This window comes from Citrobacter sp. CtB7.12 (genome assembly GCF_001297795.1).
Classification (GTDB): Bacteria; Pseudomonadota; Gammaproteobacteria; order Enterobacterales; family Enterobacteriaceae; genus Citrobacter_A; species Citrobacter_A amalonaticus.
This window is the reverse complement of sequence record NZ_LIFT01000003.1, coordinates 1-25,718: the sequence shown is the minus strand read 5'-3', so window position 1 is coordinate 25,718 and position 25,718 is coordinate 1. Positions and strand designations below refer to the sequence as shown.

Here is a 25,718-nt window from a genome sequence, read left to right as displayed (position 1 = left end):
GACATCGCCGGCATCCATTCCGGCGGAACGCTCAAAGCGTTGCCAGCAGCGCGTTTAGCGCCTTTCGGTCGGCTTCAGTCACTTCCTGCGGATGTTGATATCCCTTGTTTTCCGTTGCCCGGGTATACAGCGCAACCAGCCAGTCATAAACATAGCGGCTGGCGGCGTGCACCGGCTGTTCTTCCAGATGCGTCAGACGCGCCATCGGCTGGCGTTTGACCGCGCTGAAAATTGCCGTTCCTTTAGCGATTCGGCTGGCGGGTCGCTCTGTTTCTGCCACTTCGGCATAGCCGAGCCAGGCAATAAAGTTGGCGATGCAGGCGTGCAACTGAGCGCCGCAAACCTCTTCACGCTGCAATATTTGTTGCAGTTGCTGCGGCAGTTGCAGGCGATAGCTGGCGATCGCCAGGATGTCGACGACCTGACGCAGCGCAGCGGGCGTCAACCCTAAACGCTGCGCCTGACTGTCATCGCGACTCCACTGGCGAATATGGTTGAGCCACAGGCGGTGCGCCTGATAGCCCGTCTCCTTGTTCTCTGACGGCTGCGGCGTATCACGGACTTCGGCGAAAAGGTCAATGGTCTCATTGAATAAACCGCTGACCTGTTCTTCACGCGGTTGCTGAATGCGGAGCAGGGTTTCAAACTGTTGAACCGCTGGTAACAAACCATCAAGCAGATCGCCGTGATGTGCCGCCTGTTGCTGTAGCTGGCGAACCACCGCTTCCGCACTGAACGCTTCAGCAGGTTGCGCAAACATCAGTTCACGAACGCGCTGCTGATGCTGTTCGCTCAGCGCCTCCAGGCGTGCCTGACGCTGCGGGGCTGAAGTGGCTTGCGACAGCCACTCGATCAGGCGTAGCAGACTGTGTTTGTCCAGCGCCTGCAGGGTGCCCCAGTGTTGGCCTGGTTTTCCCATCAGATGCTGCACCGCTTCGTCCAGATTCTGTTGTGTTGTAAAGCGCGCATCTTGCGGCGTAATGGCCCATACCACGCCGGGTAACGCGGTCTCGCGCGTCGACTGTGTATCGTGCACCCAGTTGAGCAGTGTTCTGGCCGTAGACGGCGTTTGTGTGCGGGTGGCGGTGGCGTTACAGACGACCAGCACATCGGGCTGTAACTGCTGGCGGTAATGCTCCAACAACCAGCCGAGTTTGGCCTGCCAGAGCGGCTGCGGGTGACTGAGCGGCGCAAGCGGAATATCCAGCAGATCGACGTTATCGAGTACGCACTCTTCGACGCTCAGTACCATCTCGCGGGTCAGCAGAGCCAGCGATGCCTGAGCCAGGCTGACGGCATTAAGTAATTTCTCATCCACGATCGGATGGACAACTACATCGCTTTGCGCCTCCTGCGAGGCCAGAAATTCCTGGGTGATAAAATTTTCAGACGGTAAGCCAAACTGATCGACCAACAGGCTCAGCGGCGCGGCGACTTCGCCGGCATGACCCGTCTGCTGGAGGACCTGCGCCAGTTGCAGCCACTGCTGCGTCAGTTCTGGCTGTTCACCCCACAGCAACGACCAGGCGCTGGCACGGGTTGAGAGATCGACCGTCGGCAGCAGCAGGGCAAACTGGTGCCACAGCGCGTCATCAATCTGCTGTTGTGAGGCGGGGATACAGCGCTGCCAGAAGCGGGCAATGGTCGCGACTTCCTGCGCCGTCACGCCCTGAACCGGGTGCAACTGACGCAGCGACTGCCACTTTTCAATACGCGATTCGATAATCGCTTTTTCCACCTGCCGGTACGCTGGCTGCGCGCAGGCCTGGGTGATGAAGATCTGCACCAGTTCTGCTTCCGTAACCAGCCGCAAGCGTAACGGCCACTCGTCATCCGGCAGATTTTTTTGCCGTGTAAAGCGCAGCGCCATATTAGTTGGCGCGTGTCCGGGGTTGAGATGACTGAAATAGTCAAAGCTGCGGTCCGGGGTCATGACATTGACCTTACCGTTGCCGCTGCTGCACAGCGCGGCAAGGAGATGTGCTTTTGCCGCCTGCGAGTAGCCGTAAAGTCCAATGCTGGCGCGATCGTGTCGGGCGGCATTGAGCGCGGATTCGGTGGCGGCTGCGCGGTTGAGTTGGGCCAGTAGCGCATCCGCTTCGTCATCCAGCGTGACGGCATGCTGTCGGGTACGGTTAACCCACGCGATCGCGGCCTGAGTGGTATTCAACATCTTGCTCATTTCAGGTACACGCTCCCGCTGTCAATCCAGTAATGGCTGCCGCTGTGTCGGCGGTCAGCCAGGGTATTCAGTTTTAAAGTCAGGGCATTCGCCGCCACCGGCGTGCCGTCCTGTAACCACGCATCGCTCAGCACAAACGACTCGGGGCAGGTATCTTTGTTGCCGCCGCGCAGTTGCAAACGCACGTTTAACACGCCGTCACCGGCAATATTCTTTGCCAGATCGGCGGCGTTAATGCTCAGCGTATACAGCGGCGTCGCGGGCCAACGACTGTTCGCCAGTTGACGAAAACCGAGCGTAACGTTACCGCGGAGCGGGAAGTGCACGCGGGTGTCGAGCTTCGCGCCGGGTTTATCAAGATCGATATCCTGATACCAGACGTTTTCCTCACGCAACGTATTCAACGTATTGTCGAGGACGCCGAGGTAACGCACGGTCGAGTAGGCGCCAATATCAGCGGCTTTAAAGTTAAAGCGCGGCAGGCGCAGATCCAGCGCCAGGCTGCACAGCATCGCGCCGACTGCGGCGGTGGATTTCGGATTGCCGATGCGTCCCTGTTGGCTGAACGGATACCATTCATGGACGCGGTAGTTATCCATCCACACCATGCGGTTGACCGGAACCGGCTGCAGATGGCGGATCAGCGCCTGAACCGCCGGGATACAGGTCGGTCTGCCGGTGACCAGCAGAACATCACAACAGTAATGTGAAATGGCTTCGCAGACCGCATGCAGTGGGGACGTCAGGGTAAACTGACCTGCCAGCATCGCCTCCTGTAACTGGCTGAACTGCACCTGTAACGGGACGCTGAAGAGATCAAACGTTGGCGAGCCCGACGGCAGCGCGTGATCAATCGCCTGCTGAATGTAATTGAGCACGTTGCGGGTCGGACGATGGTTCAGCAGATCGCCAAAGGTAGCGTGCAGTCCGGCCAGCGGATCGTTAATGTCGCTCTTCTCCCACGCAGAAAGGACCGCGTGACCGAGCGGCATAAAGAGCTGAAGCGCCGTTTGTTGTCGCAAAACGGCCTGGGTGTCGATGCGTCCGGAATCGCCAAACAGCGTGGCGAGCAGGGCAGCGGCATCCGTCACTCCCGCTTGCTGCAGCCGGGTTTGCAAGGCCGGTAAAATGCATTTCTGGATCACATCCAGCAGCATGTCGTCGCCCGCGACCTTAAAACCTTCGCGAAACAGCAGATGCGGCGTGATTTTCACATTGGCGCCGACGCCGTCGTCCAGTTGATAGTGAACAATCGCCATATCGGTGGTGCCGCCGCCGATATCAATCGAGGCCACGCGCAGCGCCCGGCCTTTCGTTTCGCCAGGTTCAGGCAGGCGATCCGGGCGGGCAAGGGTGTTGAAGAATGCTTCGCTGCGTCCGGCGTAATGGGAAATGGCTTCGTTATACAGCCAGACCAGTTGACCACAGCTGGCCTCGTCCCACTCCATCTGAATTTCTGGCACCGGAACCACGCTTTTTTCCTGCTGCTTGCGGGTGCTGAAATCTTCATCCTGCGGGTGCCAGCCCATCGCTTTCCAGACAATCGCTATCGCTTCAAACATGCGCAGACGGAAGATCTCACGCTCCTGTTTCGGCATCGCCGAAGGGAGTGTGAGGATCAATGAGCGTAACTGACGTGGGGACGCCGGGAAACCCAGACGCAGTCGGGTTGCGACACTGTTAATTTGTCCCAGCGCCTGGGCGAGGATCTCACACAGCATGTGGGTCATCAGCGTACTGCGGCTGTACTGAGGCGAAAACACCGGCAGACGGTCATCCTGCGGCAGCGAGTAGAGCGGCTGTCCATCGTCGTTCATCAGGTTCATCAGCGGAAAGGCGGTGGCAAGCGGTTCGCGCTGGGTTTTGCTGTTCATCTGGCTGAAGCGCCAGTCATGCAGTACCGGCGTTTCATCCCACAGATAGCGGCGCGGACTGGAAATGCCGCTGTTACCGTCCGTCCCCGTACGCTGCATCGCCAGCTTGCGCGCTTCGTCACCGACCCGCACAATCGACGGCCAGATGAACGCATCCTCACGGCCGCTTTCGACCGAGAAATGCTGTTTACCAAAGCGGGCTTCTGAAAATTCAAGACGACTGGTGAACAGCGGATCGTTGAGATACTGCGGTTCGCTGAGCGAACGGACCTGCAGTTCCGCCGTCTGGCGCAGCCCGTCATTGGCGTCGCCGTGATCTTCAATCAAGACGCCGCAGGTATGGGTGTTACCGACATCCAGAATCAAATCAACCGGGATCGCCGGGGTACTGAGGGTGTGGGTCACCAGTTTGACTTCCGGTACGGCGAGCTGTTCACCCAGCAGCGTCAGCAGGTTCAGCCAGTGCGCCTGATACTCAAAGTTACGCAGCGCCAGGCTGATGGCCTGCTCAGTCCGGTTTTCCTGCTGGCTGACGTGGTTGAGGAACGCCTCGCGTAGCCAGCCGTCAATCCAGGTCTGATCGAGAAAATCGGCGATCTCATCATCGCGCCAGGCGAGGGCAAAACGGGTGCCGTTCAGCAGATCGTTTTCGCCGGGCGCAAGCGAGGCGGGGGCATTCTCGCTCAACTGGCTATCGAGCGCGAGCGTCACACGATGGGTGTTGCCCGCGCTGTCGGGTTCGGCAAGCTTACGTACCTGAACGCGCGCCCAGTTGTCTGGCCCTTCAACGAAGGTGCGCGGCGGATTAAAACGCAGGAACGGCAGCGGCAGCCAGATGCCGTCGAGAACCTCCAGGGAATAATGCAGCGTTTGCGTACTTTCCGGTTTTACCACTTCCGGCTGCGAGCCCGGTCGCGCAGGCAGGGTATAGCGACCATTCGCCAGGTCGTAATCCAGACGCAGCAGGGGACCGTTGGCCGTTTTACGCACGAAGCGACCATGATGCGCGGATTCCTGCGGCGTCAGCCCGAAATCGAGAAACTGCACGCCGCTGTTTGCGATGAGCGTGACGCTCTGTTTGTAATCACACAAATTCACCAGCATAAAATCAGGCCCCTGTCTTCTTGAACGTCAACGGGATCGCGGCTTTCGCATCGAAGCGGGCGGTACAAACGGCGACATCATGAGTCCCGGCTTTGCAGGTGATTTCCGGCATTGGATAGCGTGAACCGTCGGTGCAGCGCGCATTGCCGCGACTCTTAATCATTAATTCCCCGCTCTGATGCAGCCCTGAGAAGAGGTCCGCGCGGCAGACGATGTTATCGCCGTGAACCACGCGCGCCGTGCCTTTATTGTTCTGGATCTGGTAACGCAGAGACGGCGCTTTACCGGTGACGGGATCTTTCACGTCCACCATGACGCGCCAGTTACCGTTGAGAAAGCGCGTAGTACCAGCCTTCATCTGATTCGCATCCATCACCAGCGCGTCTTTCGGGATCGCGGCAATCACCACCGGCTCATCGGCAGGTTTCTCTTTTTTCACTGGTGCAATGACCTCTGCCTGGTGCAGCGGTAGCGCGACGGTGAGCGTTGGCAGCGGCGCTATTTCCGGTTGCGGCGCATTGACCATTTCCGTCGCAATGGCGGGGGCCTGCGCTTTCCACAGCAGCGGGGCGGCAATGGCGGCAACGATCACTGCGGCGACGGGCAGACTCCAGAGCGGTAGGCGACGTGACGGTTTAACCGCAACAGGCATCACCTTTTCTTCCGCGAGCGCGGGAACCGGCTGCGGTGCAATCACGAGGTCAGGCTCGCTGACCGGCACGATCGGCGTAGAGAGCAGCGGTTCATCCGCCTGGGCAAATGTCACTTCCGGCGCGGGCTCTTCGACAGGTTCTGGTTCAATGTGAATTTCCGGTTCGGGTTCTTCCTGGGTACGCAGGCATTCCAGTACCTCCTCACGGATGTTCTCATTGAGATTGATAAATCCCCAAAAGGTGATGACCGGCTTGCCATCTACCAGAAAAACGTGATTCTCACCAGGAAACTGGACGGCCTTTTCCAGCAGCGAACCAAACAGTTGCAGTGACGTCTTCCCGGACTGCAGGCTTTTGCGGCTCAGCGATGCAGCGCTTTCCAGTGTCGCGGAAAGGTAGCGCAGGGCGCGAAGGCGAGCCTCTTCATCGGCGGCTTTCCACGCGACGGCTACGCCTTCAAGGGGGGAATACCAGTCAACCCGATCGCCGCTGTCGTTGACTTGTGGAATGGCGAGACAATCTACCATCGCCTGCTGTTTACGCAGACGGAGCGTTTCACGAATTTGTAGTGCTGAATCAAAGACGGCCTGGCCGCCACCGCCGACGGCCTGATAATCATCCAGATTGCCGCTGCGCAAGAGTGTTTTTGCCACGATAAGGTCCCTAAGACTTTTTCACGCATCTACTTTACGGATTCGTGGCTCAGGCAAACGGTGGAAGAGAGGCAAAAAGGGGTGAATTTTCTGGGCATAGAGGCGTTGACGTTTTCGAAAAGCCTTAACGGAAATTCTGTGGCGAAAGATCCAACAAAAATGCGCGGATTCGCATAACCTGAGACGGATTTGTTATTTTTCAGTTTTCTTAATCTATGCTCCTATAACCCCCTCAATAATAACGATGAAGGTTCATATCATGTCCACAGGGAAAACGCTGCTCGCACTGGCGCTCAGTGCGGTGCTACCGACCGGAGCCGCGTTTGCGGCAAATAACGACACGATTGTTTATTGCTCGGAAGCCTCGCCAGAATCCTTTAATCCGCAAATTGCCAGCTCTGGCCCGTCGTTTGTCGCCAGTTCGCAGGTGCTCTACAACCGGCTGATCAATTTTGACCCGGTAAAAAACACGCCGGTACCGTCGCTGGCCACGGACTGGACCATTTCTGAGGATGGCAAAACCTACACCTTTACGCTGCGTCAGGGCGTGAAGTTCAACAGCAACAAGTTCTTCAAGCCGACCCGCGACTTCAACGCCGATGACGTCATTTTCTCAGTATTACGCCAGAAAGAGGCCACGCATCCGTACCACAATGTGTCGCAGGGCAGCTATGAGTATTTCAACGACGTCGGTTTCGATAAGCTGATTAAAGAGGTGAAAAAGGTCGATGATTACCATGTACAGTTTGTGCTGAGCGAGCCAAATGCGGCGTTTCTTGCCGACTGGGGCATGGATTTTGCCTCGATCCTCTCGGCGGAATACGCCGACGCGATGCTGAAAAAAGGGACACCGGAAAACGTCGATAACTGGCCGATTGGTACCGGGCCGTACGTGCTCCAGCAGTACAAGCAGGATTCGCAAATTCGCTATCTGGCAAATCCGAATTACTGGGACGGCGAGGTGCCGACAAAGCATCTGATCTTCTCCATCACGCCAAACGTGCAGACGCGAATGGCGAAACTGCAAACCAACGAATGTCAGATTATCCCGGCGCCATCGCCGGTACAGTTCGACGAAATCAAAAAGAATAAAGACCTGACGCTGCATGCCGTTGAGGCGCTCAACGTCGGTTATCTGGCCTTCAACACCGAGAAAAAGCCGTTTGATAACGTGCTGGTGCGTCAGGCGCTGAACTACGCCACCGATAAACAGGCGATTGTGAAGGCCGTTTTCCTCGATTCGGCGAAAGTGGCAAAATCCCCGATCCCGCCGAATATGATGGGTTTTAACCCGGAACTGAAGGATTACGCATACGATCCGGAAAAAGCGAAAGAGCTGCTGAAGCAGGCCGGGCAGGAAAAAGGGTTTGAGGTGACGCTCTGGTCGATGCCGGTGCAGCGACCGTATAACCCCAACTCGCGACGCATTGCCGAGATGATTCAAAGCGACTGGGCAAAAGTGGGCGTCAAGGCGAAGATTGTCTCTTACGAGTGGGGCGAATACCTTTCCGGGATGCGTAAAGGCGAACATGACAGCGCGCTGTTTGGCTGGATGTCGGATAACGGTGACCCGGACAACTTTGCCGATGTGTTGCTGGGTTGCAACAGCATCAAAACCGGATCGAATGCCGCGCGCTGGTGTGATAAGGAGTATGATTCACTGGTCCTGAAAGCGAAGCGGGTCAGCAAGCCGGAAGAGCGTGTGAAACTCTACCAGCAGGCGCAAGAGATCTATTATCAGCAGGCGCCGTGGATTGCGCTGGCAAATGGCAAAACGTTCTACGCCACGCGCAGCAATGTGACCGGTTATAGCGTCAGCCTGATGGGCAGTGATTTTTCGAAAGCAAAACTGAATTAAGGAGTTTTTATGTCGCACCTGGATGAGGTCAGCGCCCGTGTCGATGCCGCTATTGATGAGGGCGTCATTACCTATATGAATGAACTGCTGATAGCCCTGAGCGATGATGCGCAGTTAAGCCGTGACGATCGCTACACGCAGCAGCAGCGGCTAAGAACCGCAATTGCGCATCACGGTCGTCAGCATAAGGAGGATATGGAAGCGCGTCGCGAACAACTCACGAAAGGCGGCATGATCCTTTGATTGAGTCTCTGTAGTGCCGGATGACGCTGCGCTGACTTGGCCTATGGCGATGGAAATGTGTAGGTCTGATAAGCGTAGCGTCCTCAGGCATTAAAACTGGCGTCTCGCCACCAGCCAGGCGCCGACCACCAGCATCACAGCGCCGCAGACCGGGCCGATCAAGGCTCTGAGCGGGACGCCATGGCTGCGCAAAATATCCAGTACGAGACCGCCAATGAGCTGGCTGGCGACCAGCACCGCAATCGTGGTCGCAGCCCCCACATGCTGATAGCCGCTAATGCTGGCGAAAACGAAAAAAGAGCCCAGCAGACCCGGAATCAGCGTCCACCAGCACACGCTGGCGGCCAGTTCACCAAATCCCGCCATTCCCTGTTTGAACCACAGAATGCTGACAAACAGCACAATTCCGACCAGCGAGTTCAGCAACATGGCGATCAGGATGGTTGATGAGGTCTGCGTAATCCGCACCATCAGAGTGTTTTGCACCACCAGGCCGATACCAGCGGCGATCAGAAAGGTGAGGGTGAGCGACTGGTTCATCCGTGCGCGTCCGGTTCGTGGCGATCGTCAAGCTGCAACTGCATAAAGGTCAGATCCAGCCAGCGACCAAATTTGGTGCCTACCTGCGGCATCTGCGCTGTGGTGTTAAACCCGAGCGTTTCATGTAAATGCAATGAGGCGTGGTTTTGCGATTCGATACCGGCAACCATCACATGTTTACCACAGCGGCGAGCTTCCTCGATTAACCGGCTCAGTAACTGGCGTCCCAGCCCTTTTCCCTGATGATCCGGATGGACATAAACCGAATGTTCGACGGTATGGCGGAAGCCATCAAAGTTACGCCAGTCCCCAAAGGAGGCATATCCCGTGACAACGTCACCTTCCACGCTCACCAGTACCGGATAACCCAGCGCCTGTCGTGCCTCATACCATGCGATGCGGTTATCGGTATCGACCGTCTGGTCGTTCCAGATGGCCGCCGTGTGCAGCACCGCATGGTTATAGATCTCTGCGATGGCGGCGCAGTCCTCTTTGCTGGCGAATCGAATAGACATGTTGAACCTCAGGGGTTGTACACTATAGTATTACGATATGAATACTATTGAAGACAGCATAAATCAACGGATCAGCGCAAGAATTCGCCTTGAACGTGAATCCCGCAGCTGGTCGCTAACCGATCTGGCTGAACGGGCGGGTGTGTCGCGCGCGATGATCCACAAAATTGAACGCGGTGAAAGCAGTCCAACGGCGACGCTGCTTGGCAGGCTCTCCGGGGCGTTTGGCATCAGTATGTCCACGCTGATTGCCCGTGCTGAAATGCAGGAGGGCAAACTGTCCCGTTTCGCCGATCAGCCCGTCTGGCGCGACCCGCAAAGCCACTATCTGCGCCGCCATGTGTCGCCGCGCAGCGATTTGCCGATCGATCTGGTGCAAATTGAATTGCCGGCGGGCAGCGATATCCCGATGCCTGCCTCATCGTATGTTCAGGCCCGGCAACTGATCTGGCTGCAGCAGGGCGAACTGGTGTTTATGGAAGGTGACACGCGCCACGAGATGAAGGCGGGTGACTGCCTGGAACTGGGGCCGCCGAATGACTGTCGTTTTATCAATGAGACAACGCAACCCTGTGTTTACCTCGTTGTGCGCTTAAACCAGGCCGGGAGTTAATGACCGCCGCGGCCTGCTACTATTGATGGATTCATGCTAAAAGCAGAGGAGAACATCATGGCTCAACAAACACACCGTAACCGTCGCTGGGTATTAGCATCCCGACCCCATGGCGCACCGGTGGCAGAGAATTTCCGTCTGGAAGAGGACGATGTCGCCACCCCTGGCGAAGGCCAGGTTTTACTGCGCACTGTTTATCTGTCGCTCGATCCGTATATGCGTGGGCGCATGAGCGATGAGCCGTCATACTCGCCGCCGGTGGAGATTGGCGGAGTGATGGTGGGCGGCACCGTCAGTCGTGTGGTGGCGTCAAATCACCCCGATTATAAACCGGGTGAATGGGTGCTGAGTTACAGCGGCTGGCAGGATTACGATATTTCCGACGGCACGGGACTGGTGAAGCTTGGAGACAATCCTGAAAATCCGTCGTGGGCGCTCGGCGTGCTGGGGATGCCTGGATTCACCGCCTATATGGGATTACTGGACATCGGCCAGCCAAAAGCGGGCGAGACACTGGTCGTAGCGGCCGCCACGGGGCCTGTCGGCGCCACGGTTGGACAAATTGGGAAACTGAAGGGCTGTCGCGTGGTGGGCGTGGCTGGCGGAGCGGAAAAATGCCGTCATGCTACCGAGGTGCTGGGCTTCGATCTCTGTCTGGACCATCATGCCAGCGATTTTGCTGAACAACTGGCGAAAGCCTGCCCGCAAGGCATTGATGTCTACTACGAAAACGTGGGCGGGAAAGTGTTTGATGCCGTGCTGCCGTTACTGAACACCTCGGCGCGAATTCCTCTTTGTGGTCTGGTCAGCGGTTATAACGCGACAAACTTACCGGCTGGGCCTGACAGACTGCCGCTGCTGATGGCGACCCTGCTGAAAAAACGGATCCGTATGCAGGGCTTTATCATCGGTCAGGATTACGGACATCGTCTTCACGAATTCCAGCAGGAGATGGGACGCTGGGTGAAAGAGGGGAAAATCCATTATCGTGAGCAGGTTACCGACGGACTGGAGAACGCGCCGCAAACCTTTATCGGCCTGTTGACCGGTAAAAACTTTGGTAAAGTAGTGATACGCCTCGCCGACGACGCGTAAACCATACCTGGCGGCGAGAGCCGCCATAAAAAAATGGGCAAATTTTTAAATTCCAGCTTTAATTATTTAGGGTATATATCACCGCGTAACCGACGAATAATCTGTCGGCGTTGTTAATAAAACGCGGGTAAATTGCTATTCATTACGTTTCACATTTTTTAAACCAGGCGATATTTATATCAATTAGGCGATTTAGCTTAATTGCGATTGGCTATGTTATGAGGTGAAGAAAAAGAATGCCTGGTATGGAAAAAACGCAACATATAAGTTTGACCACGCAAGTTGAAAGAGGGCTAAAAGACAAATTAAGCATTGGCGCATTACGTCCTGGCACCAGGCTAATCACTAAAAATATCGCGCAGGAGCTGGGGATCAGTATCACCCCGGTTCGGGAAGCGCTATTACGCCTGGTCTCCGCAAACGCATTGGCTATCGCGCCTGCACAAGCCTTTATGGTTCCGGATATTACAATGACGCGGTTTAGCGAAATCATACACATCCGCTGCGAGCTTGAAGGCATGGCGGTAATGACGGCGACGAGCCAGGTGACGGCGGAGCGGATGGAGATTCTGCAAGCGCTTCTGGCGGACTATCAGCTGGCACACGAGAGCGGTACGGTCGAGGATCGCCTGCTGGCAAACCGGGCGCTGCGCTTCAAAATCTATCAGTTTGCGAATATGCCCACCCTGGTCGAAATGATCGAACAGCTTTGGGTACGCATGGGGCCGAGTCTGCATTTTCTCTATGACAGGGCGAAGCATGACGCTTATCAACACAACGTCGGGCATTATCAGGAATTACTGAATGCGATGGCGGCGGGAAATAAAGACGCCAGCCGTCATTGTTTAATTGACCTTATCAATAAAAATGTAGCGATAATTAAACAACAGCACCATCATTAAGCCTGGCTTAAATATAGCGGGGAATATCCCCGCTAGTACGTTATGAATAATCGATTTTACTCAAAACGCCAGGCCAGATTGACACCTACACCGTAGTTTCGTCCTGGCGCCGGTTCGTAGTAACGGCCATTCGATTCATTCACGATAACTGAGCCGACATACTCTTTGTCGAACAGATTATCGACACGACCGAACACGTCCACCGTCAGGCTGCTGACGGTGAATTTATAGCCGGTATTCAGGCCGACAACAGTATAAGACGGGGCTTTGGCGGTGTTCTCATCGTCAGCCATGATATCGCCCATATAGCGCGCTTCGGCTCCTGCGTACCAACCTTCATCAGGCACGTAGCCCAGCGAAGCAAACCCCATGTTCCGCGCGATGCCGGGCATTCGGTTGCCATTGCAGTTCTGGTCGCGACACACGTTACTGCGATAAGTGGCATCCAGCCAGGTCCAGGAAGCGTTGAACCGCCAGTTTCCGGCAAAGCGTTGATCCCAGGCGAGCTCCGCACCCTGGCGGCGCGTCTTCCCGGCATTCTTATAGGTCGTGCGTCCGCCGCTACTGGAATCAACCACCAGTTCATCGTCGGTATCGGTCTGGAAAAGCGCCGCCGTCAGCAATCCATCGCCGATCCGGGTTTTGCTGCCGATTTCCACCGTATCGTTGGTTGAGGGTTTGAGACCAAAATTCATCCCGCTTTGCCCGTCTGCACGGTAAGAAAGCTCGTTGATGGTCGGCGTTTCGAAGCCCCGGCCCGCAGCGAGATAGACGTTCCAGGCGTCGGTTAAGGCGTATTTCAGCGAACCGGCAGGTAACCACTGATGGTAACTGGCGTCACCGCTGTCATCGCCATTGCCTGGCGTAACGTAATGATCGTTGGAATCGAACCACACCGAACTGTAGCGCACGCCAGCATCCAGCGAGAGTTTGTCGGTCAGTTGCCACTGGGTTTGCAGATAGGGATCCACGTTCCACATCAGGTTACGTTCATCGCGGCGCAGATCGCCTTTCTGACCGTACTCCGGTACGCCATTGTTCAGTCGATAGTTGTTATAGCCTTTGCGGTTTTCGCTCATGTTTTCGTAGTTCAAACCGGTGGTGAAGGTTACGGGGACGCCCAGTTCACCGCGATGCGTCCAGCGACTGTCGATACCCTGGTAATGGCGCTGCAAAGCGATCACGCCGCCCGCATGAGAGGGGCGACGCTGTGGCGCCATAGGTATCGACTGATACTGCGTGGTTTCGCGCTCTCCGGCGTACATCATGATGCTCATGTCATCCTGCGCGCTGAGCTGGCGTTCATAACGCAATCCGGCCTGGGTCTGCTTGATGGTTTTGCGCGTGTTGTATTGTTCAGCGCGGGGGGATTGTTGGGGATCCGCCCGCCATTCCGCTTCAGTCAGACCACCCGGATCGTCGGCTTTAATATCGACGCTATTGAAAATCAGACTCAGCTTGCTGGCGTCATCGATACGTACGCCCAGTTTTGCGTTGACCAGATTTTTTTGCGCGCCGCTGCGATCGCGATAGCCGTGGGTGGTGAAACGGGTAGTGGAGACCGTGTAATCCACGTCGCCCGCCTGAGTACCATCACCCATCGCGCCCGTGGCTTTCAACCCATAACGCCAGCTCCCGAAACTACCGTAATAGCTGCTCGCTTCTATCGTCGGCGGCTGTTGACCGGTTTGGGTCGTGACATTCATCACGCCGCCGGAAGCATTACCGTATAGCGCAGAGAAGGGACCGCGCAGCACTTCAACGTTCTGTACGCTGCTGAGATCAATGTTCGATGTCTGCCCCTGACCGTCCGGCATCGTCGCCGGAATGCCGTCCACATACAGACGAATGCCGCGGATCCCATAGGTGGATCGGGAGCCGAACCCACGCATCGAGATCTGCAAATCCTGCGCATAGTTTTGCCGGTTTTGCACCTGAAGTCCCGGCACGCGGGTCAGTGATTCCGACAGGTTGATGCGCGGCGCGGCCAGACGCATATCTTCACCGTCAACGACGCTGACGGCAGCAGGGGTATCCAGTTCTGATATCGCCTGGGGTGAAGCGCTGACGATCATTGTCTGGTCATCGCCAGCCTCATCTGCCATAACCGACGATGAGAACACAAGCGGGAGAAAAAGTGCGGGTACTGCGATATGTCGTGTGGAAATAATATTCATGAAAAAGGCCAGTTAAATTGAACGTACCCAGAGGTATGTAAGCTCTATGTTAATGGATTTGTAAATATTTGAAAATTTTAACGGCACGATGCGTTAAAAATTAATGAGGAAATTAAGAAGATTGTAGCCAGAATGCGAATAAATGCTCCACATTCACATGAATAATGATTACCATTCCCATCTATAAACAAGAGCAATACCAGGATGTTGCTCGTTGAAGCGATGTGAAGCAGCAAAATAGCTATTTATCAAAGGGAGTCGTCATGCATTTTCGTCATCTGTTCTCACCGCGTCTGCGGGGTTCATTGCTGTTAGGTTCACTGCTGGTTGCTTCTTCATTCAGCGCTCAGGCTGCAGAAGACCTGCTGCGTAAAGGTGTGGGCAAAGGCGCCTACGAAATGGCCTTCAGCCAGCAGGAAAACGCCCTGTGGCTGGCGACCTCGCAAAGCCGCAAACTGGACAAGGGCGGTATCGTCTATCGTCTTGATCCGGTGACGCTGGACGTCACGCAGGTTATCCACAACGATCTCAAACCGTTTGGAGCCACCATCAATAATGCGACCCAGACGCTGTGGTTTGGCAACACGGTCAACAGTGCGGTGACGGCCATTGATGCGAAAACGAGTGAAGTGAAAGGGCGACTGGTTCTCGACGCCCGTAAGCGCTCAGAAGAGGTACGTCCGCTGCAGCCGCGTGAGCTGGTTGTCGATGAAGCGACCAATACGGTCTATATCAGCGGTCTCGGTAAAGAGAGCGTGATTTGGGTGGTGGATGGCGAAAAAATTGCGCTGAAAGAGACGATCCAGAATACCGGTAAAATGGGCGCGGGCCTGGCGATCGACAGCCAGGCGAAACGTCTGTACACCACCAATGCCGATGGCGAATTCATTACTATCGATACTGCCACCAACAAGATCCTCAGCCGTAAAAAACTGTTGGAGGATGGCAAAGAGCACTTCTTCATCAACCTGAGCCTTGATACAGCAGGTCATCGCGCATTTGTGACCGACTCAAAAGCGGCTGAAGTGGTGGTTGTCGATACCCGCAACGGCAACGTGCTGGCGAAAGTCGCGGCGCCGGAGTCGCTGGCCGTTCTGTTCAACCCAACGCGTAACGAAGTGTACGTCACGCACCGTCAGGCGGGTAAAGTGAGCGTGATTGACGCGAAGAGTTACAACGTGGTGAAAACGTTTGATACGCCAACCTTCCCGAACAGCCTGGCGCTGTCCGCCGATGGCAAAACGCTGTACGTAAGCGTGAAGCAGAAATCTACGCGTGAGAAAGAAGCCACTGAACCGGATGATGTGATTCGCATCGCCCTGTAAAGTTAAAGGCCTGCACCGTGTGCAGGCCTTGTTGTTTATGGCGCGCTGCGGTGTATTTCCGCCACTCGCTTACGCACGCCGTACCAACCGGCGACCAGCAGGATGGCAATCAGCGGCAGGGAAGCAATGGTCCATGTCCCGTTCGGATAATCGAAGGCCATCAGGACCAGCACGCTCAACAGGAACAGCAGCGTTAACCACGAGGTAAACGGCGCACCAGGTAGTTTGAAGCTGACATCGGCGGCTTTTCCTTCTTTGATTGCCTGACGCAGACGCAGCTGGCAGACCACAATAAAGCCCCATGAAGCGATGATCCCCAGTGACGCAAAGTTCAGCACGATTTCGAAGACCTGCGATGGCACCAGATAGTTGAGAAAAACTCCAACAACGTACACCGCCAGCGTCGCCAGAATTCCCGCGTAGGGCACATGCTGACGACTCATCTTACTCATGAATTTTGGCGCAGATCCGCCCATCGCCATCGAACGCAAAATGCGCCCGGTGCAATAGAGGCCGGAGTTCAGGCTGGAGAGGGCGGCAGTCAGCACGACGATGTTCATAATGCTGCCAATGTAAGGCACGCCGAGCTTCGAGAAGAAAGTCACAAACGGGCTTTGTCCCGCCTGATAGGCGTTCCATGGCAACAGCAGCACCAGCAGTACCACAGAACCGACGTAGAACAGGCCGATACGCCAGATCACGCTGTTGATGGCTTTAGGCACCATCGTCTGCGGATCTTTACATTCACCGGCGGCGGTTCCCACCAGTTCGATAGACGCAAAGGCAAAGACCACCCCTTGTACCAGCACCAGCGCCGGCAGCAGGCCGTGGGGGAAGAATCCGCCGTTATCGGTAATCAGATGAAAACCGGTGGCGTTACCGTCCAGCGGTTTACCCGAGCCGAGGAAAATCGTCCCGACCACCAGAAAGAGCACAATGGCCAGCACTTTGACCAGTGCAAACCAGAACTCCATCTCCGCAAACCACTTCACGCCAATCATGTTCATGGTGCCGACGATCGCCAGCGCGCCAAGGGCGAAAACCCACTGCGGAACATCACCAAACGCCCCCCAGTAATGCATATACAGCGCGACGGCGGTGATATCGACGATACCCGTCATTGCCCAGTTGATGAAGTACATCCATCCCGCGACGTAGGCGGCTTTCTCACCGAGAAATTCACGGGCATACGACACGAAACTGCCGCTGGAAGGGCGGTGTAAAACCAGTTCGCCCAATGCGCGCAAAATAAAGAATGAAAAGATCCCGCAGACCAGATAGACCAGCGCCAGCGCGGGGCCTGCCATTTGCAGGCGCGCACCGGCGCCCAAAAATAACCCGGTCCCAATGGCGCCGCCGATGGCGATCATCTGGACCTGACGGTTGCCCATTGCTTTGTGATACCCCTCTTCATGGGCATTCAACCAGCGTCGTTTCGCCGCGTGCTGCTCCGACACCGTTGTTTCTTGTGTATTCATTACGTTACCTGTTTACCTGTCTGATAAATCGAACCTTTTGCCGCAACTCCCCGGCGCGACGCCGGTGATGCTTCCCGTCATTCTGGGTAGGGATAACACCACCGGCGGAGCATCCTACCTGCAAATAATAAACGGTGCAAAATAGTCCATTTAAAATGATCAGATTGCGTAATAATCAACCAAAACTGAAGTGGAATCCCGCTCTGAACAGGCAGAACGGGAGGGGGATTAGGCGGAGGTGCCGAAGACGCTCACCGCCTGTTGCAGGCGTGAGGAGCGCCTGGAAAGACTGCCGGCGGCATCCCTGACGCTTTCCACCATCGCGGCGTTGTTATCGGTCATGGTGCCGATGCGGGAGATCGAATCGTTGATCAGTTCCAGCGCCTGGGTTTGTTCACGCGTCGCAAGGCCAATTTCTCTGATCATGGTCGACATCTGGAACACGTCCTCGATCATCCCGGTCAGATGGGTTTCCGTCTGCTCAACCATGCTCACGCCGGCATTGACGTTGGCGACGTTCTTCTCAATCAGCGAGGTAATCTCTTTGGCTGCTGACGCGGAGTGTTGCGCCAGATTCCGCACCTCGGCGGCAACGACCGCAAACCCACGTCCGGACTCACCGGCGCGCGCGGCTTCGACCGCTGCGTTAAGCGCGAGGATATTGGTCTGGAAAGCAATACTGTCGATCACGCCAATGATGTCGACGATCTGCCCGTTATCACGGGAAATCGACTGCATCATGCCGATCGTCTGCTTCATAAAATCGCCCCCTTCGCTGGCGTTAGCGCTGGTTCTGTCCGCCATCGTCATGGTTTGTGCGGCGGTATCCGCCGTTTGCTGTACTGCGCTGCCAATCTCTTCAATGGCTGCCGCGGTTTGTTGTAGATTGGCCGAGGTCTCTTCGGAACGCTTATGCAACGCCGTGCCTTCCTGACTGACGCGCTTGCTGATTTCCTGAATCCCGGCAATTTGCGTACTCACATCATCCACCAGTGAATTCAGATTTAATCCGGCCTGATTAACCAGACGCATCATCATCCCCAGTTCATCGACACGATTTAAATGAATGCTGTCGGGCTTTCGCCCGGCGACCACTTTCTGCATCTGGGCCAGGATCTGTTTAACCGGATGACAAATTTGATACTTAAGGTAAATAGCCAGCAGCAAAAATAAGAGGGTAAATGCGCCTGCCTGAATAAGCGGATTAATGGCTAAGAAAATAATACCCAAGGCGAGAAACAGACTGATACCGATAGCATAATTGACACGTTGACGGATGGACAACCATTTAAATGCCGACAAACAAGCCAGTACGCCACGACGGATAATAATTCCCTTAAATAAACGATGCCCCTTGAAATTGTTATTATTTATCTTGTGATAAAGCTGCTCGCTTTGCTCAATTTCCTGTCGCGCGGGAACGGTGCGTACCGAGATGTATCCGGTTAATTGTTCGTTATGCCAGACGGGGGTGACGTTGGCGCGAACCCAGTAATGATCGCCGTTATGACGGCGGTTCTTGACCATGCCGGTCCAGCTGTCGCCCTGTTGCAGGGTAAACCACATATCGGCAAATGCAGCAGGCGGCATATCCGGGTGACGGATGATATTGTGCGGCTCGCCCATCAGTTGATTTTCGCCAAATCCGCTGGCGTCGATAAACGCTGAATTCGCATAGGTAATATGGCTTTGCGTATTCGTTGTCGATAACAGCGTCGTTTTCTCGTTAAGTAAATACTCTTTCTGTGTAACAGGGATGTTACTTCTCATGAAAGACTCCTGGTGATGCTGTGCGGAATAAACACAAAAGTCCGTCAGCCTGGGCTGACGGATAATAAAGATTGATGTATTTAGAATGCTGCATTCTCTACTAAACATAAGAATGGCGAAAGTATTTAAAATGAAATTTACAGGCTTTAATTAAACTGTGATGTCATTAAAATGAAAAATAAATACATCTGCGTAACCTGTGAAGGTAGGCGTGCTCCCTTAAGTAAAACCTGACCGATAAAAAAATGACAAAAAGACAATATGATTGTGCAATTACGGTTAACATCATAAGTTTTACAGACCTATTAATTTTCGTAGGGGGCAGACGGGAAGAACGGTGAGAAAGCCATGCCAGAAATGCAGGTTACTCTACACTTAGAGTTTTAACCTGCAGGAGGCAGTATGATAAAGGTTTATGGCGCGCCTGGGTGGGGGTCAGCGATCAGCGAATTAATGCTTACCCTGGCGGATATTCCGTATCGTTTTGTCGATGTCAGTGGCTTTGACAGCGAAGGGCCACAGCGAGATCTGTTGCAAAAAATCAATCCGCTGTGTCAGGTACCGACGCTAACGCTTGAAAATGGTGAGGTAATGAGTGAAACAGCCGCCATCGCGCTGATGGTCCTCGATCGTCGCCCCGATCTGGCACCGCCCATCGGACGCAGCGAGCGTCAGCAGTTTCAGCGTCTGTTGGTCTGGCTGGTGGCCAATATCTATCCGACATTTACGTATGCCGACTACCCGGAACGCTGGGCGCCTGATGCGCCCGCACAGTTGAAAAAGAACTGTATTGAATACCGTAAATCACTCTATCTCTGGCTCAACGATCGGCTCAGCGCGGAACCGTATGCCTTCGGCGAACAGTTAACGCTGCTCGACTGTTATCTGTGCGTGATGCGCACCTGGGGGCCGGGGCATGACTGGTTTCAGGATAATACGCCGAATATCAGCGCAATAGCGGACGCCGTGTGTCAGCGGGCAGAATTACGTCAGGTGTTGAAAAACAATGGGATCCTCTGAAAGCAACGGGAGTGGCGGGTAACCGCACACTAAACTCTTCAGCGAAGGGGAATTTGACGTGATTGTCTGCAGTTCCGATACCCTGGCGCAGGGGGCAATGATGGAAGCGGAAAGCCGTGGATGACGTATTCCGCAGGATTTGGCCGTCATCGGTTTTGGCGACCTCGATTTTGCCGCCAGCAATCGCCCGTCGATCACCACCGACAGCGTCGACCGCCGCGCCATTGGTCAGCGCGCCGCCACGCTGCTGGCGAATCGCATTGAACAAGCGGCAGTGGAAGAGGCCATTATCGATATCGGTTTTCACCTGATCGAGCGTGAATCCGCATAAACCGACACATGCATGTTGTCGAGTGTGCTAGCGTTAACGTCACACTGACAATAAGGAACCTGCTATGCCACACGTTGATATTAAATGTTTTCCGCGCGACCTGAATGATGAACAAAAAGCGGCGCTGGCCAATGATATAACTGAGGTGATCATCCGTCATCTGAAAAGCAAGGAGCGCTCAGTGAGCGTGGCGCTGACTGAAGTTTCGGAGGATCAGTGGCAGGGCGTCTGGGAGCGCGAGATTGGACCGCAAATGGACGTACTGATTAAAAAGCCAGGCTACAGCATGTAATACAAATGCCCGGTCACGAAGGGTGACCGGGCCGCATCGGGTTATCGCGTGACGACATTGAACCAGAACTCAAATTTATCCCTTTCTCCAGGCGGCTCGCTCCTTTTTACCTGTTGTCTACCTTTCATCCGTTCTGTGGAATGTCATTGACTGAGGTATAAATTGTCAGTCCATGCTGGCGGGCGACCTCGATATCCATGTCGGCACCTTTAGATGCCCCTGCAATCCGGTAAATCGCGTCACAGCGGGTAATGAGTCGGTGGGCGACCGGGTAGAGCATCGCTTCGCTGATCTCATCATCTAACGACATGGAACCTGCCGCCTTTGCCAGCGGCAACGCGAGCCATTCGCCAATCAGCGGAATGTGTCCGCGTTGGTATACCTCCAGTGCAGCGGCTTCGAGACGATGAAGGTTGGCGTCGATCAGTGCCTGGTTTCCGTCGGTACCGCTGCGATAAGGGCCGGCGATTAAAATGAGTTGTGCTGTCATGATATCCTCACTCTTTGTTGTCGTAGGCAGAAATGCACATTTCTGCACGTTTTAGTTGCCTGAAGGCCGTTGTATTTGTAGAGTACGTATCATAAACAGCAAATTCGTGTACGATCAAGATCAATCGTGCACATTCAGGAATAACCCTATGCTTACCGATCAGCGAAAGAAATTGATCCTTGAACTGCTGGCCGCCGAAGGTCAGGTGTTATCGAAGGCGCTCAGTAACCGGTTCGCGGTTTCCGAAGACACGATCCGCCGCGATTTACGTGAACTTGCCGCGGAAGGATTTCTGCAGCGTGTACACGGCGGGGCGCTGCCATCGTCTGGTGCGACGGCGCCTTTTCTTGAACGAAAGTCATTGAAAACCGACGCCAAAAAGCGCGTGGCGCAAAAAGGGGCTACGCTGATTTCCCCCGGTCAGGTGGTAATCATTGATGGTGGGACGACAACAACAGAACTGATCGCCTGTCTGCCGGAAGATTTAAACATTACCGTGGTGACCCACAGTCCGGGCATCGCATTAGGGCTGGTCAATCATCCGCTTATCGAGATCATCCTCATCGGTGGCCGCGTGTATAAGCACTCCATTGTCACGGTAGGCGCGGCGACGGTTGAAGGAATGCGTAACATTCAGGCCGATCTCTTTTTCATGGGCGTGACGGGGATTCACCCGGAAGCGGGGTTAACCACGGGAGATTACGAAGAAGCGTGCATCAAACGTGCATTTTCCGCCAGAGCCGCAGAAACTATCGTCCTGGCGTCACCGGAGAAGATCAGCACCGCGTCTCCCTTTGCCATTGGCGACGTATCGCTGATTAATACGGTCGTCGTGGAAGAGAATACCGACGAAAGCTGGATCCGCGCGATGAACGCGAAGGGGATCACGGTGGTGAGGGCGTAGTTAGCCCGCCGTCACGCGTTTGCCGCTGGTGACAAATGTACCAGCGCCAAGATGATGCAGGGTGTTGAGTTTGTCGTCATCGAACTGCCAGCGGCCTTCGACAAACACCCGTTCATCGGCGGCGGCAGAAACCACTTCACCGAATAAGGTATCGTATTTCTCCTGCGCAGCGGTGGCGGGGAGGAGGCGGCATTCCATCCATGCCAGACATTTTTCTTCGACGACCGGCAGTCCCAGTACGGGGCCTTTGACCACCGGAATGCCGTAACAGTTGAATTTGTCTTCATCGCGCCCGGAAACGCTGCCAACGGCGTATGTCCAGTTAGTGGCGGCAACACCGGGAATGACAATACCGAACAGGCCGCTGCGCTCAATTAATTCCCGCGACCAGGCCGTTTTATCGACCACAATGGCGAGACGAGGCGGATCAAACTCAACGGGCATCGACCATGCGGCGGCCATGATATTGCGCCGGTTGCTGACCTCATCGCGGCTGGTGATAAGTATCGTGGGACCATGATTGAGCAGACGACTGGCGTGGCGTAATTCGACAGGACGAAATCGACTCATAGAATTGTCTCGCAAAGGGTTTTTCTCAGTATTATTGAAAACTGACGTTGCGCCAAGCGCCGAATAACACCTGCCTCACTCTTTGGCTCATCGTTTATACTCGGATAACGATTTAAGGCCCACGACAGGAAATCTGATGACACCGATCCTGAATGCTTATTTTGCTCGTCTGAACTGGTCAGGGCGTGCCGAAGTCAATATTGAGACGCTTCGGGCGCTACATTTGCAGCATAACTGTACTATCCCGTTTGAAAATCTCGACGTGCTGTTACCGCGAGAAATGCACCTTGATGACAGGTCGCTGGAAGAGAAACTGATTACCGCACGTCGCGGCGGCTATTGCTTTGAGCAAAATGGCGTATTTGAGCGCGTTCTGCGCGAACTGGGATTTACCGTGCGTAGCCTGTTGGGACGTGTGGTGCTGGCTAATCCTCCGAGCCTGCCACCGCGAACTCACCGTCTGCTGCTGGTTGAACTGGATGGCGAATCGTGGATCGCCGATGTGGGATTTGGTGGTCAGACGCTTACTGCCCCCATTCGTCTGCAAGCGGACATTATCCAGAAGACGCCACATGGAGAATACCGTTTGCAGCAGGAGGGGGACGACTGGATCCTGCAGTTTTGTCATCACGATCGCTGGCAATCGATGTACCGTTTTGATCGGGTGGTGCAGCAGCAAAGTGATTATGTGATGGGCAACTTTTGGTCTGCGCACTGGCCGCAATCGCATTTTCGTCATCATCTGCTGATGTGTCGTCATTTGCCGGACAGGGGAAAATTGACCCTCACTAACTTCCATTTCACGCATTACGAAGGTGACAGAGTGGCAGAACAGCGCAATTTACCGGATGTCGCTTCATTGTACTCGCTGCTACAGGAACGTTTTGGTCTGGGAGTGACAGATGCGAAGCATGGTTTTACGGAAACTGAGCTTGCCAGGGTGATGGCGGCGTTTGATACGCATCCCGAAGCGGGAAAATAATGAAAACCCGGTAGGCGCAGGCGCTTACCGGGCATAATTTTAAAAATCTATCGCCCATTCAGCGTGAAACAGAATCACCGCGTTACCCGTGATGGTGACTTTTTCCGGCTGGTTATTCTGAATCGTCACGTTAATTTCAACGGTGCCATCGCGACCCAATGCCCGTCCCTGATGTCCTTTTACCTGCAGCGATTTCCCGTCGTGTTCCAGTAAACCGTGATGCACCAGCCAGGCACCCATCGGGCCATTGGCATTGCCGGTCACCGGATCTTCAACAATACCAATTGCCGGTGAGAACATGCGCCCGTCAGTCTCATTTTTGTCCGGACGGATCTGGAATGGGAAAAAGCCATTGCAGCCAATTTGCTGACTGATGGTACAAAGCGCAGAAAGATCGGGAGCGAGGGCATCGATATCGACTTCAGGCTTAAGCGGAATCATCACTTTAGAATGGCCTGTCGACGCCACCTGAATCGGCAAGCCCGGCAGCATATCGCTTTCATTCAGGTGCAGCGCACGAAGAATAGCCGCGCGGATGTCACCTTCAATCGGCGCTTCAAAGGTTGGCGTGCCTTGTTCCAGCGAAATACGGTAATCACCGTCATCATGACGGATTGCCACCCGGTGTCGACCCGCCAGCGAGGTTTGCCAGACTGTGGTGTTGCCCAGTCCCAGCACCGTGGCGCGGACATAATGCGCCGCAACGGTGGCGTGCCCGCAAATCGGCACTTCTACGGTTGGCGTAAAGTAGCGAATGCGGACATCGCTGTCATCGCTTCGCAGCAGGAATGCGGTTTCGGAGTGGCGTAGTTCGCGGGCAATCAGTTGCATCTGTGTTTCGCTGAGGCCATCAGCATTCAGGACGACACCTGCGGAATTGCCGCGAAAGGGGGTTCTGGTGAAAGCATCAACGTGGTAAACCTGTGGTTTCATTAGCGTTCTCCCTGAGTGAGGGAAGCATCATAACGTGGAAAAGGCCGGATAGCGATGCATCTGTCAATCCGGCGTGTGAAAGAATAAAACCCGGCAGGCATTTACATGAGCCGGGTGTTTTATTATCAGAAGGAGGCTTTAATCCCCACCATTGCAGAGGTATCGCTGTAGCCGTTGTTACCAACCTGCTGAGCGACGTTGCCCCACAGGGCGACGTTCTTCGTCAACTGACCTTCAACCCCGGCTTTCAGTTCGCCGATATTGCGGGCGCCTTTCAGATTCACATTTTCACCGTTCATTGCGACGCCAAAGTCTTTGCTGTTGTGGATCCAGTTGGCTTCGACAAACGGCTGGAAGGTGTGGTCTTTGCCGTCGTCCAGTGTGTTGTGGCCCTTGCCGAACAGACGGACGCCGACGCGGGTCTGGAGGTTGCCATCGCCGTTACCTTCAACGCGGGTACCGTTAACTTCTTTGTGCTCATCTGCCTTCACGCCCATCCAGGTGATCTGGGCTTTTGGCTGAATATACAGCGCGTTACGCTCGCTGAGTTCGGCCAGTTTCCAGGTGTAGCCGGATTCGACAGAGGCGGTGAAGCCCTTAGAATCATACTCTTCAGATTCGACATCACGACCAGAAACGGTGTTATCAAACCAGCTGTACTGCGCCCAGCTATCGACATACGCGCCTTCATGCGTCGCGTTGTCCTGCAGCCAGGTGCCGTACAAACCAACGCTGTAACCACTGATGCGGCTGTCGGCCCGGTTACCGTTACGCTGGTTTTCGGCGCGCGCTTTCTGGTTGGCATAACCGGCCATCAGGCCCAGATGGTAGCGGTCAGTGTTGTCCGAAGACCACTGCGCAATGTCGCCGCCCAGTTGCATGACATAACGGTTGGCCTGCATATCCAGTTGACCACTGCTGTCTTTCTGACGGGTATGACCGCCCACGTTACGCAGCCACATACTGGTGACGGCTTCTTCGCCGGTCAGCGCGTCCACGTAATGCGTTTCGCCCAGACGATCCTGCAAACGGGTATTGAACAGCGTGTTCGCCGCCTGCAGGTTCATGCCGTACAGACCGGCTTCCGGACGCACCGCGTGTTCGCGCGGCGTCGGAGCTGGCGGCTGCGGATCGGTAGGATTCAGAGGATCCAGCGGAGTAACCGGAGACAGGGCGCTGCTCAGATACCAGTTTTTATTATTCTCGCCTTCACC

At 55.0% G+C, this 25,718-nt stretch carries 22 protein-coding genes and 1 pseudogene; 11 read left to right on the top strand and 12 right to left on the bottom strand.

The features are described 5' to 3' along the window. Positions 1 to 31: 31 nt before the first annotated feature. Genes AOY24_RS04120 through AOY24_RS04110 form a run of 3 tightly spaced genes read right to left on the bottom strand, consistent with a single transcriptional unit; the run spans position 32 to position 6,466 of the window. Positions 32 to 2,182 carry a virulence factor SrfC family protein gene (locus AOY24_RS04120; RefSeq protein ID WP_054176196.1) on the bottom strand — a complete coding sequence of 717 codons (2,151 nt, stop codon included), beginning with the start codon at positions 2,180 to 2,182 and terminating at the stop codon, positions 32 to 34. Continuing rightward, a complete protein-coding gene (locus AOY24_RS04115) occupies positions 2,179 to 5,160 on the bottom strand; it encodes a virulence factor SrfB (RefSeq protein ID WP_054176195.1) in 2,982 nt (993 codons plus the stop codon). Before AOY24_RS04115 ends, AOY24_RS04120 begins: the two co-directional genes overlap by 4 nt. A 4-nt stretch (positions 5,161 to 5,164) precedes the next feature. Continuing rightward, positions 5,165 to 6,466, bottom strand: coding sequence for an SrfA family protein (locus AOY24_RS04110; protein ID WP_054176194.1), 1,302 nt, complete (start codon positions 6,464 to 6,466; stop codon positions 5,165 to 5,167). Positions 6,467 to 6,725: 259 nt separating this feature from the next. On the opposite strand from AOY24_RS04110, the gene AOY24_RS04105 reads away from it, so the two are divergent. Next, complete coding sequence (locus AOY24_RS04105; protein ID WP_044267075.1) at positions 6,726 to 8,324, top strand: ABC transporter substrate-binding protein; 1,599 nt, start codon at positions 6,726 to 6,728, stop codon at positions 8,322 to 8,324. Positions 8,325 to 8,333: 9 nt separating this feature from the next. Continuing rightward, positions 8,334 to 8,567 carry a YdcY family protein gene (locus AOY24_RS04100; protein WP_054176193.1) on the top strand — a complete coding sequence of 78 codons (234 nt, stop codon included), beginning with the start codon at positions 8,334 to 8,336 and terminating at the stop codon, positions 8,565 to 8,567. Positions 8,568 to 8,657: 90 nt separating this feature from the next. On the opposite strand, the gene AOY24_RS04095 is transcribed toward AOY24_RS04100, so the two are convergent. Further along, positions 8,658 to 9,107 carry a DMT family transporter gene (locus AOY24_RS04095; protein WP_054176192.1) on the bottom strand — a complete coding sequence of 150 codons (450 nt, stop codon included), beginning with the start codon at positions 9,105 to 9,107 and terminating at the stop codon, positions 8,658 to 8,660. Beyond that, positions 9,104 to 9,622 carry an L-methionine sulfoximine/L-methionine sulfone acetyltransferase gene (gene mddA / locus AOY24_RS04090; RefSeq protein WP_043000657.1) on the bottom strand — a complete coding sequence of 173 codons (519 nt, stop codon included), beginning with the start codon at positions 9,620 to 9,622 and terminating at the stop codon, positions 9,104 to 9,106. Before mddA ends, AOY24_RS04095 begins: the two co-directional genes overlap by 4 nt. A gap of 37 nt (positions 9,623 to 9,659) precedes the next feature. On the opposite strand from mddA, the gene AOY24_RS04085 reads away from it, so the two are divergent. The 3 genes from AOY24_RS04085 (at position 9,660) to AOY24_RS04075 (ending at position 12,232) form a co-directional block, all read left to right on the top strand. Next, positions 9,660 to 10,235 (top strand): XRE family transcriptional regulator, encoded by a 576-nt coding sequence (locus AOY24_RS04085; RefSeq protein WP_044327434.1) that lies wholly within the window; start codon positions 9,660 to 9,662, stop codon positions 10,233 to 10,235. 57 nt (positions 10,236 to 10,292) lie between these two features. Continuing rightward, a complete protein-coding gene (locus AOY24_RS04080) occupies positions 10,293 to 11,330 on the top strand; it encodes an NADP-dependent oxidoreductase (protein ID WP_044327435.1) in 1,038 nt (345 codons plus the stop codon). Between the two features lie 236 nt (positions 11,331 to 11,566). Further along, positions 11,567 to 12,232: a GntR family transcriptional regulator gene (locus AOY24_RS04075; RefSeq protein WP_054176191.1), complete on the top strand. Its 666-nt coding sequence runs from the start codon at positions 11,567 to 11,569 to the stop codon at positions 12,230 to 12,232. Between the two features lie 56 nt (positions 12,233 to 12,288). Here the strand turns inward: AOY24_RS04075 and pqqU are convergent, their stop codons facing one another. Then, positions 12,289 to 14,409 carry a TonB-dependent receptor PqqU gene (pqqU, locus tag AOY24_RS04070; RefSeq protein ID WP_054176190.1) on the bottom strand — a complete coding sequence of 707 codons (2,121 nt, stop codon included), beginning with the start codon at positions 14,407 to 14,409 and terminating at the stop codon, positions 12,289 to 12,291. A 263-nt stretch (positions 14,410 to 14,672) separates the two neighbouring features. Between pqqU and AOY24_RS04065 the strand changes: the two genes are divergently transcribed. Next, positions 14,673 to 15,734: a YncE family protein gene (locus tag AOY24_RS04065; RefSeq protein WP_043000662.1), complete on the top strand. Its 1,062-nt coding sequence runs from the start codon at positions 14,673 to 14,675 to the stop codon at positions 15,732 to 15,734. A 35-nt stretch (positions 15,735 to 15,769) separates the two neighbouring features. On the opposite strand, the gene ansP is transcribed toward AOY24_RS04065, so the two are convergent. Together ansP and AOY24_RS04055 are read right to left on the bottom strand one after the other, a co-directional pair. Next, positions 15,770 to 17,212 carry an L-asparagine permease gene (gene ansP / locus AOY24_RS04060; RefSeq protein ID WP_044267069.1) on the bottom strand — a complete coding sequence of 481 codons (1,443 nt, stop codon included), beginning with the start codon at positions 17,210 to 17,212 and terminating at the stop codon, positions 15,770 to 15,772. Between the two features lie 228 nt (positions 17,213 to 17,440). Next, on the bottom strand, positions 17,441 to 18,982 hold the full coding sequence (locus AOY24_RS04055) for a PAS domain-containing methyl-accepting chemotaxis protein (RefSeq protein ID WP_044267068.1): 1,542 nt from the start codon (positions 18,980 to 18,982) through the stop codon (positions 17,441 to 17,443). 402 nt (positions 18,983 to 19,384) lie between these two features. Between AOY24_RS04055 and AOY24_RS04050 the strand changes: the two genes are divergently transcribed. The 3 genes and pseudogenes from AOY24_RS04050 to pptA all read left to right on the top strand — a co-directional run bounded on the left by AOY24_RS04050 (position 19,385) and on the right by pptA (position 20,625). Next, positions 19,385 to 20,002 (top strand): glutathione S-transferase family protein, encoded by a 618-nt coding sequence (locus AOY24_RS04050; RefSeq protein WP_044328487.1) that lies wholly within the window; start codon positions 19,385 to 19,387, stop codon positions 20,000 to 20,002. 28 nt (positions 20,003 to 20,030) lie between these two features. Then, positions 20,031 to 20,333 (top strand): annotated as a pseudogene (locus AOY24_RS23470) (substrate-binding domain-containing protein); the annotation flags it as partial. Positions 20,334 to 20,397: 64 nt separating this feature from the next. Beyond that, positions 20,398 to 20,625 (top strand): tautomerase PptA, encoded by a 228-nt coding sequence (gene pptA / locus AOY24_RS04040; RefSeq protein ID WP_054176189.1) that lies wholly within the window; start codon positions 20,398 to 20,400, stop codon positions 20,623 to 20,625. A 124-nt stretch (positions 20,626 to 20,749) separates the two neighbouring features. On the opposite strand, the gene AOY24_RS04035 is transcribed toward pptA, so the two are convergent. Next, a complete protein-coding gene (locus AOY24_RS04035; RefSeq protein ID WP_043000668.1) occupies positions 20,750 to 21,115 on the bottom strand; it encodes a DUF4406 domain-containing protein in 366 nt (121 codons plus the stop codon). A 148-nt stretch (positions 21,116 to 21,263) separates the two neighbouring features. On the opposite strand from AOY24_RS04035, the gene AOY24_RS04030 reads away from it, so the two are divergent. After that, positions 21,264 to 22,019, top strand: a complete 756-nt coding sequence (locus AOY24_RS04030; RefSeq protein ID WP_054176188.1) for a DeoR/GlpR family DNA-binding transcription regulator — start codon at positions 21,264 to 21,266, stop codon at positions 22,017 to 22,019. Here the strand turns inward: AOY24_RS04030 and AOY24_RS04025 are convergent, their stop codons facing one another. Continuing rightward, a complete protein-coding gene (locus tag AOY24_RS04025) occupies positions 22,020 to 22,589 on the bottom strand; it encodes a flavin reductase family protein (RefSeq protein ID WP_054176187.1) in 570 nt (189 codons plus the stop codon). A gap of 136 nt (positions 22,590 to 22,725) precedes the next feature. On the opposite strand from AOY24_RS04025, the gene nhoA reads away from it, so the two are divergent. Continuing rightward, positions 22,726 to 23,571 carry an N-hydroxyarylamine O-acetyltransferase gene (nhoA, locus tag AOY24_RS04020; protein WP_054176186.1) on the top strand — a complete coding sequence of 282 codons (846 nt, stop codon included), beginning with the start codon at positions 22,726 to 22,728 and terminating at the stop codon, positions 23,569 to 23,571. A gap of 39 nt (positions 23,572 to 23,610) precedes the next feature. On the opposite strand, the gene AOY24_RS04015 is transcribed toward nhoA, so the two are convergent. Next, entirely contained in the window at positions 23,611 to 24,504 is an 894-nt protein-coding gene (locus AOY24_RS04015; RefSeq protein ID WP_054176185.1) for a PhzF family isomerase, read from the bottom strand. A 125-nt stretch (positions 24,505 to 24,629) separates the two neighbouring features. After that, positions 24,630 to 25,718, bottom strand: a 1,089-nt coding sequence (locus AOY24_RS04010; RefSeq protein ID WP_152967192.1) for an autotransporter outer membrane beta-barrel domain-containing protein, incomplete at its 5' end; no start/stop codon positions are given.

Bases quoted from the DNA above. Each gene is read 5' to 3' on its own strand.
- mddA (WP_043000657.1), bottom strand. From the start codon at position 9,622: ATGTCTATTCGATTCGCCAGCAAAGAGGACTGCGCCGCCATCGCAGAG.
- AOY24_RS04055 (WP_044267068.1), bottom strand. From the start codon at position 18,982: ATGAGAAGTAACATCCCTGTTACACAGAAAGAGTATTTACTTAACGAG.
- pptA (WP_054176189.1), top strand. From the start codon at position 20,398: ATGCCACACGTTGATATTAAATGTTTTCCGCGCGACCTGAATGATGAA.
- AOY24_RS04075 (WP_054176191.1), top strand. From the start codon at position 11,567: ATGCCTGGTATGGAAAAAACGCAACATATAAGTTTGACCACGCAAGTT.
- AOY24_RS04030 (WP_054176188.1), top strand. From the start codon at position 21,264: ATGCTTACCGATCAGCGAAAGAAATTGATCCTTGAACTGCTGGCCGCC.
- AOY24_RS04035 (WP_043000668.1), bottom strand. From the start codon at position 21,115: ATGACAGCACAACTCATTTTAATCGCCGGCCCTTATCGCAGCGGTACC.
- AOY24_RS04100 (WP_054176193.1), top strand. From the start codon at position 8,334: ATGTCGCACCTGGATGAGGTCAGCGCCCGTGTCGATGCCGCTATTGAT.
- nhoA (WP_054176186.1), top strand. From the start codon at position 22,726: ATGACACCGATCCTGAATGCTTATTTTGCTCGTCTGAACTGGTCAGGG.
- AOY24_RS04095 (WP_054176192.1), bottom strand. From the start codon at position 9,107: ATGAACCAGTCGCTCACCCTCACCTTTCTGATCGCCGCTGGTATCGGC.
- AOY24_RS04085 (WP_044327434.1), top strand. From the start codon at position 9,660: ATGAATACTATTGAAGACAGCATAAATCAACGGATCAGCGCAAGAATT.
- AOY24_RS04015 (WP_054176185.1), bottom strand. From the start codon at position 24,504: ATGAAACCACAGGTTTACCACGTTGATGCTTTCACCAGAACCCCCTTT.
- AOY24_RS04050 (WP_044328487.1), top strand. From the start codon at position 19,385: ATGATAAAGGTTTATGGCGCGCCTGGGTGGGGGTCAGCGATCAGCGAA.
- AOY24_RS04080 (WP_044327435.1), top strand. From the start codon at position 10,293: ATGGCTCAACAAACACACCGTAACCGTCGCTGGGTATTAGCATCCCGA.
- AOY24_RS04120 (WP_054176196.1), bottom strand. From the start codon at position 2,182: ATGAGCAAGATGTTGAATACCACTCAGGCCGCGATCGCGTGGGTTAAC.
- AOY24_RS04115 (WP_054176195.1), bottom strand. From the start codon at position 5,160: ATGCTGGTGAATTTGTGTGATTACAAACAGAGCGTCACGCTCATCGCA.
- AOY24_RS04025 (WP_054176187.1), bottom strand. From the start codon at position 22,589: ATGAGTCGATTTCGTCCTGTCGAATTACGCCACGCCAGTCGTCTGCTC.
- AOY24_RS04065 (WP_043000662.1), top strand. From the start codon at position 14,673: ATGCATTTTCGTCATCTGTTCTCACCGCGTCTGCGGGGTTCATTGCTG.
- pqqU (WP_054176190.1), bottom strand. From the start codon at position 14,409: ATGAATATTATTTCCACACGACATATCGCAGTACCCGCACTTTTTCTC.
- AOY24_RS04105 (WP_044267075.1), top strand. From the start codon at position 6,726: ATGTCCACAGGGAAAACGCTGCTCGCACTGGCGCTCAGTGCGGTGCTA.
- ansP (WP_044267069.1), bottom strand. From the start codon at position 17,212: ATGAATACACAAGAAACAACGGTGTCGGAGCAGCACGCGGCGAAACGA.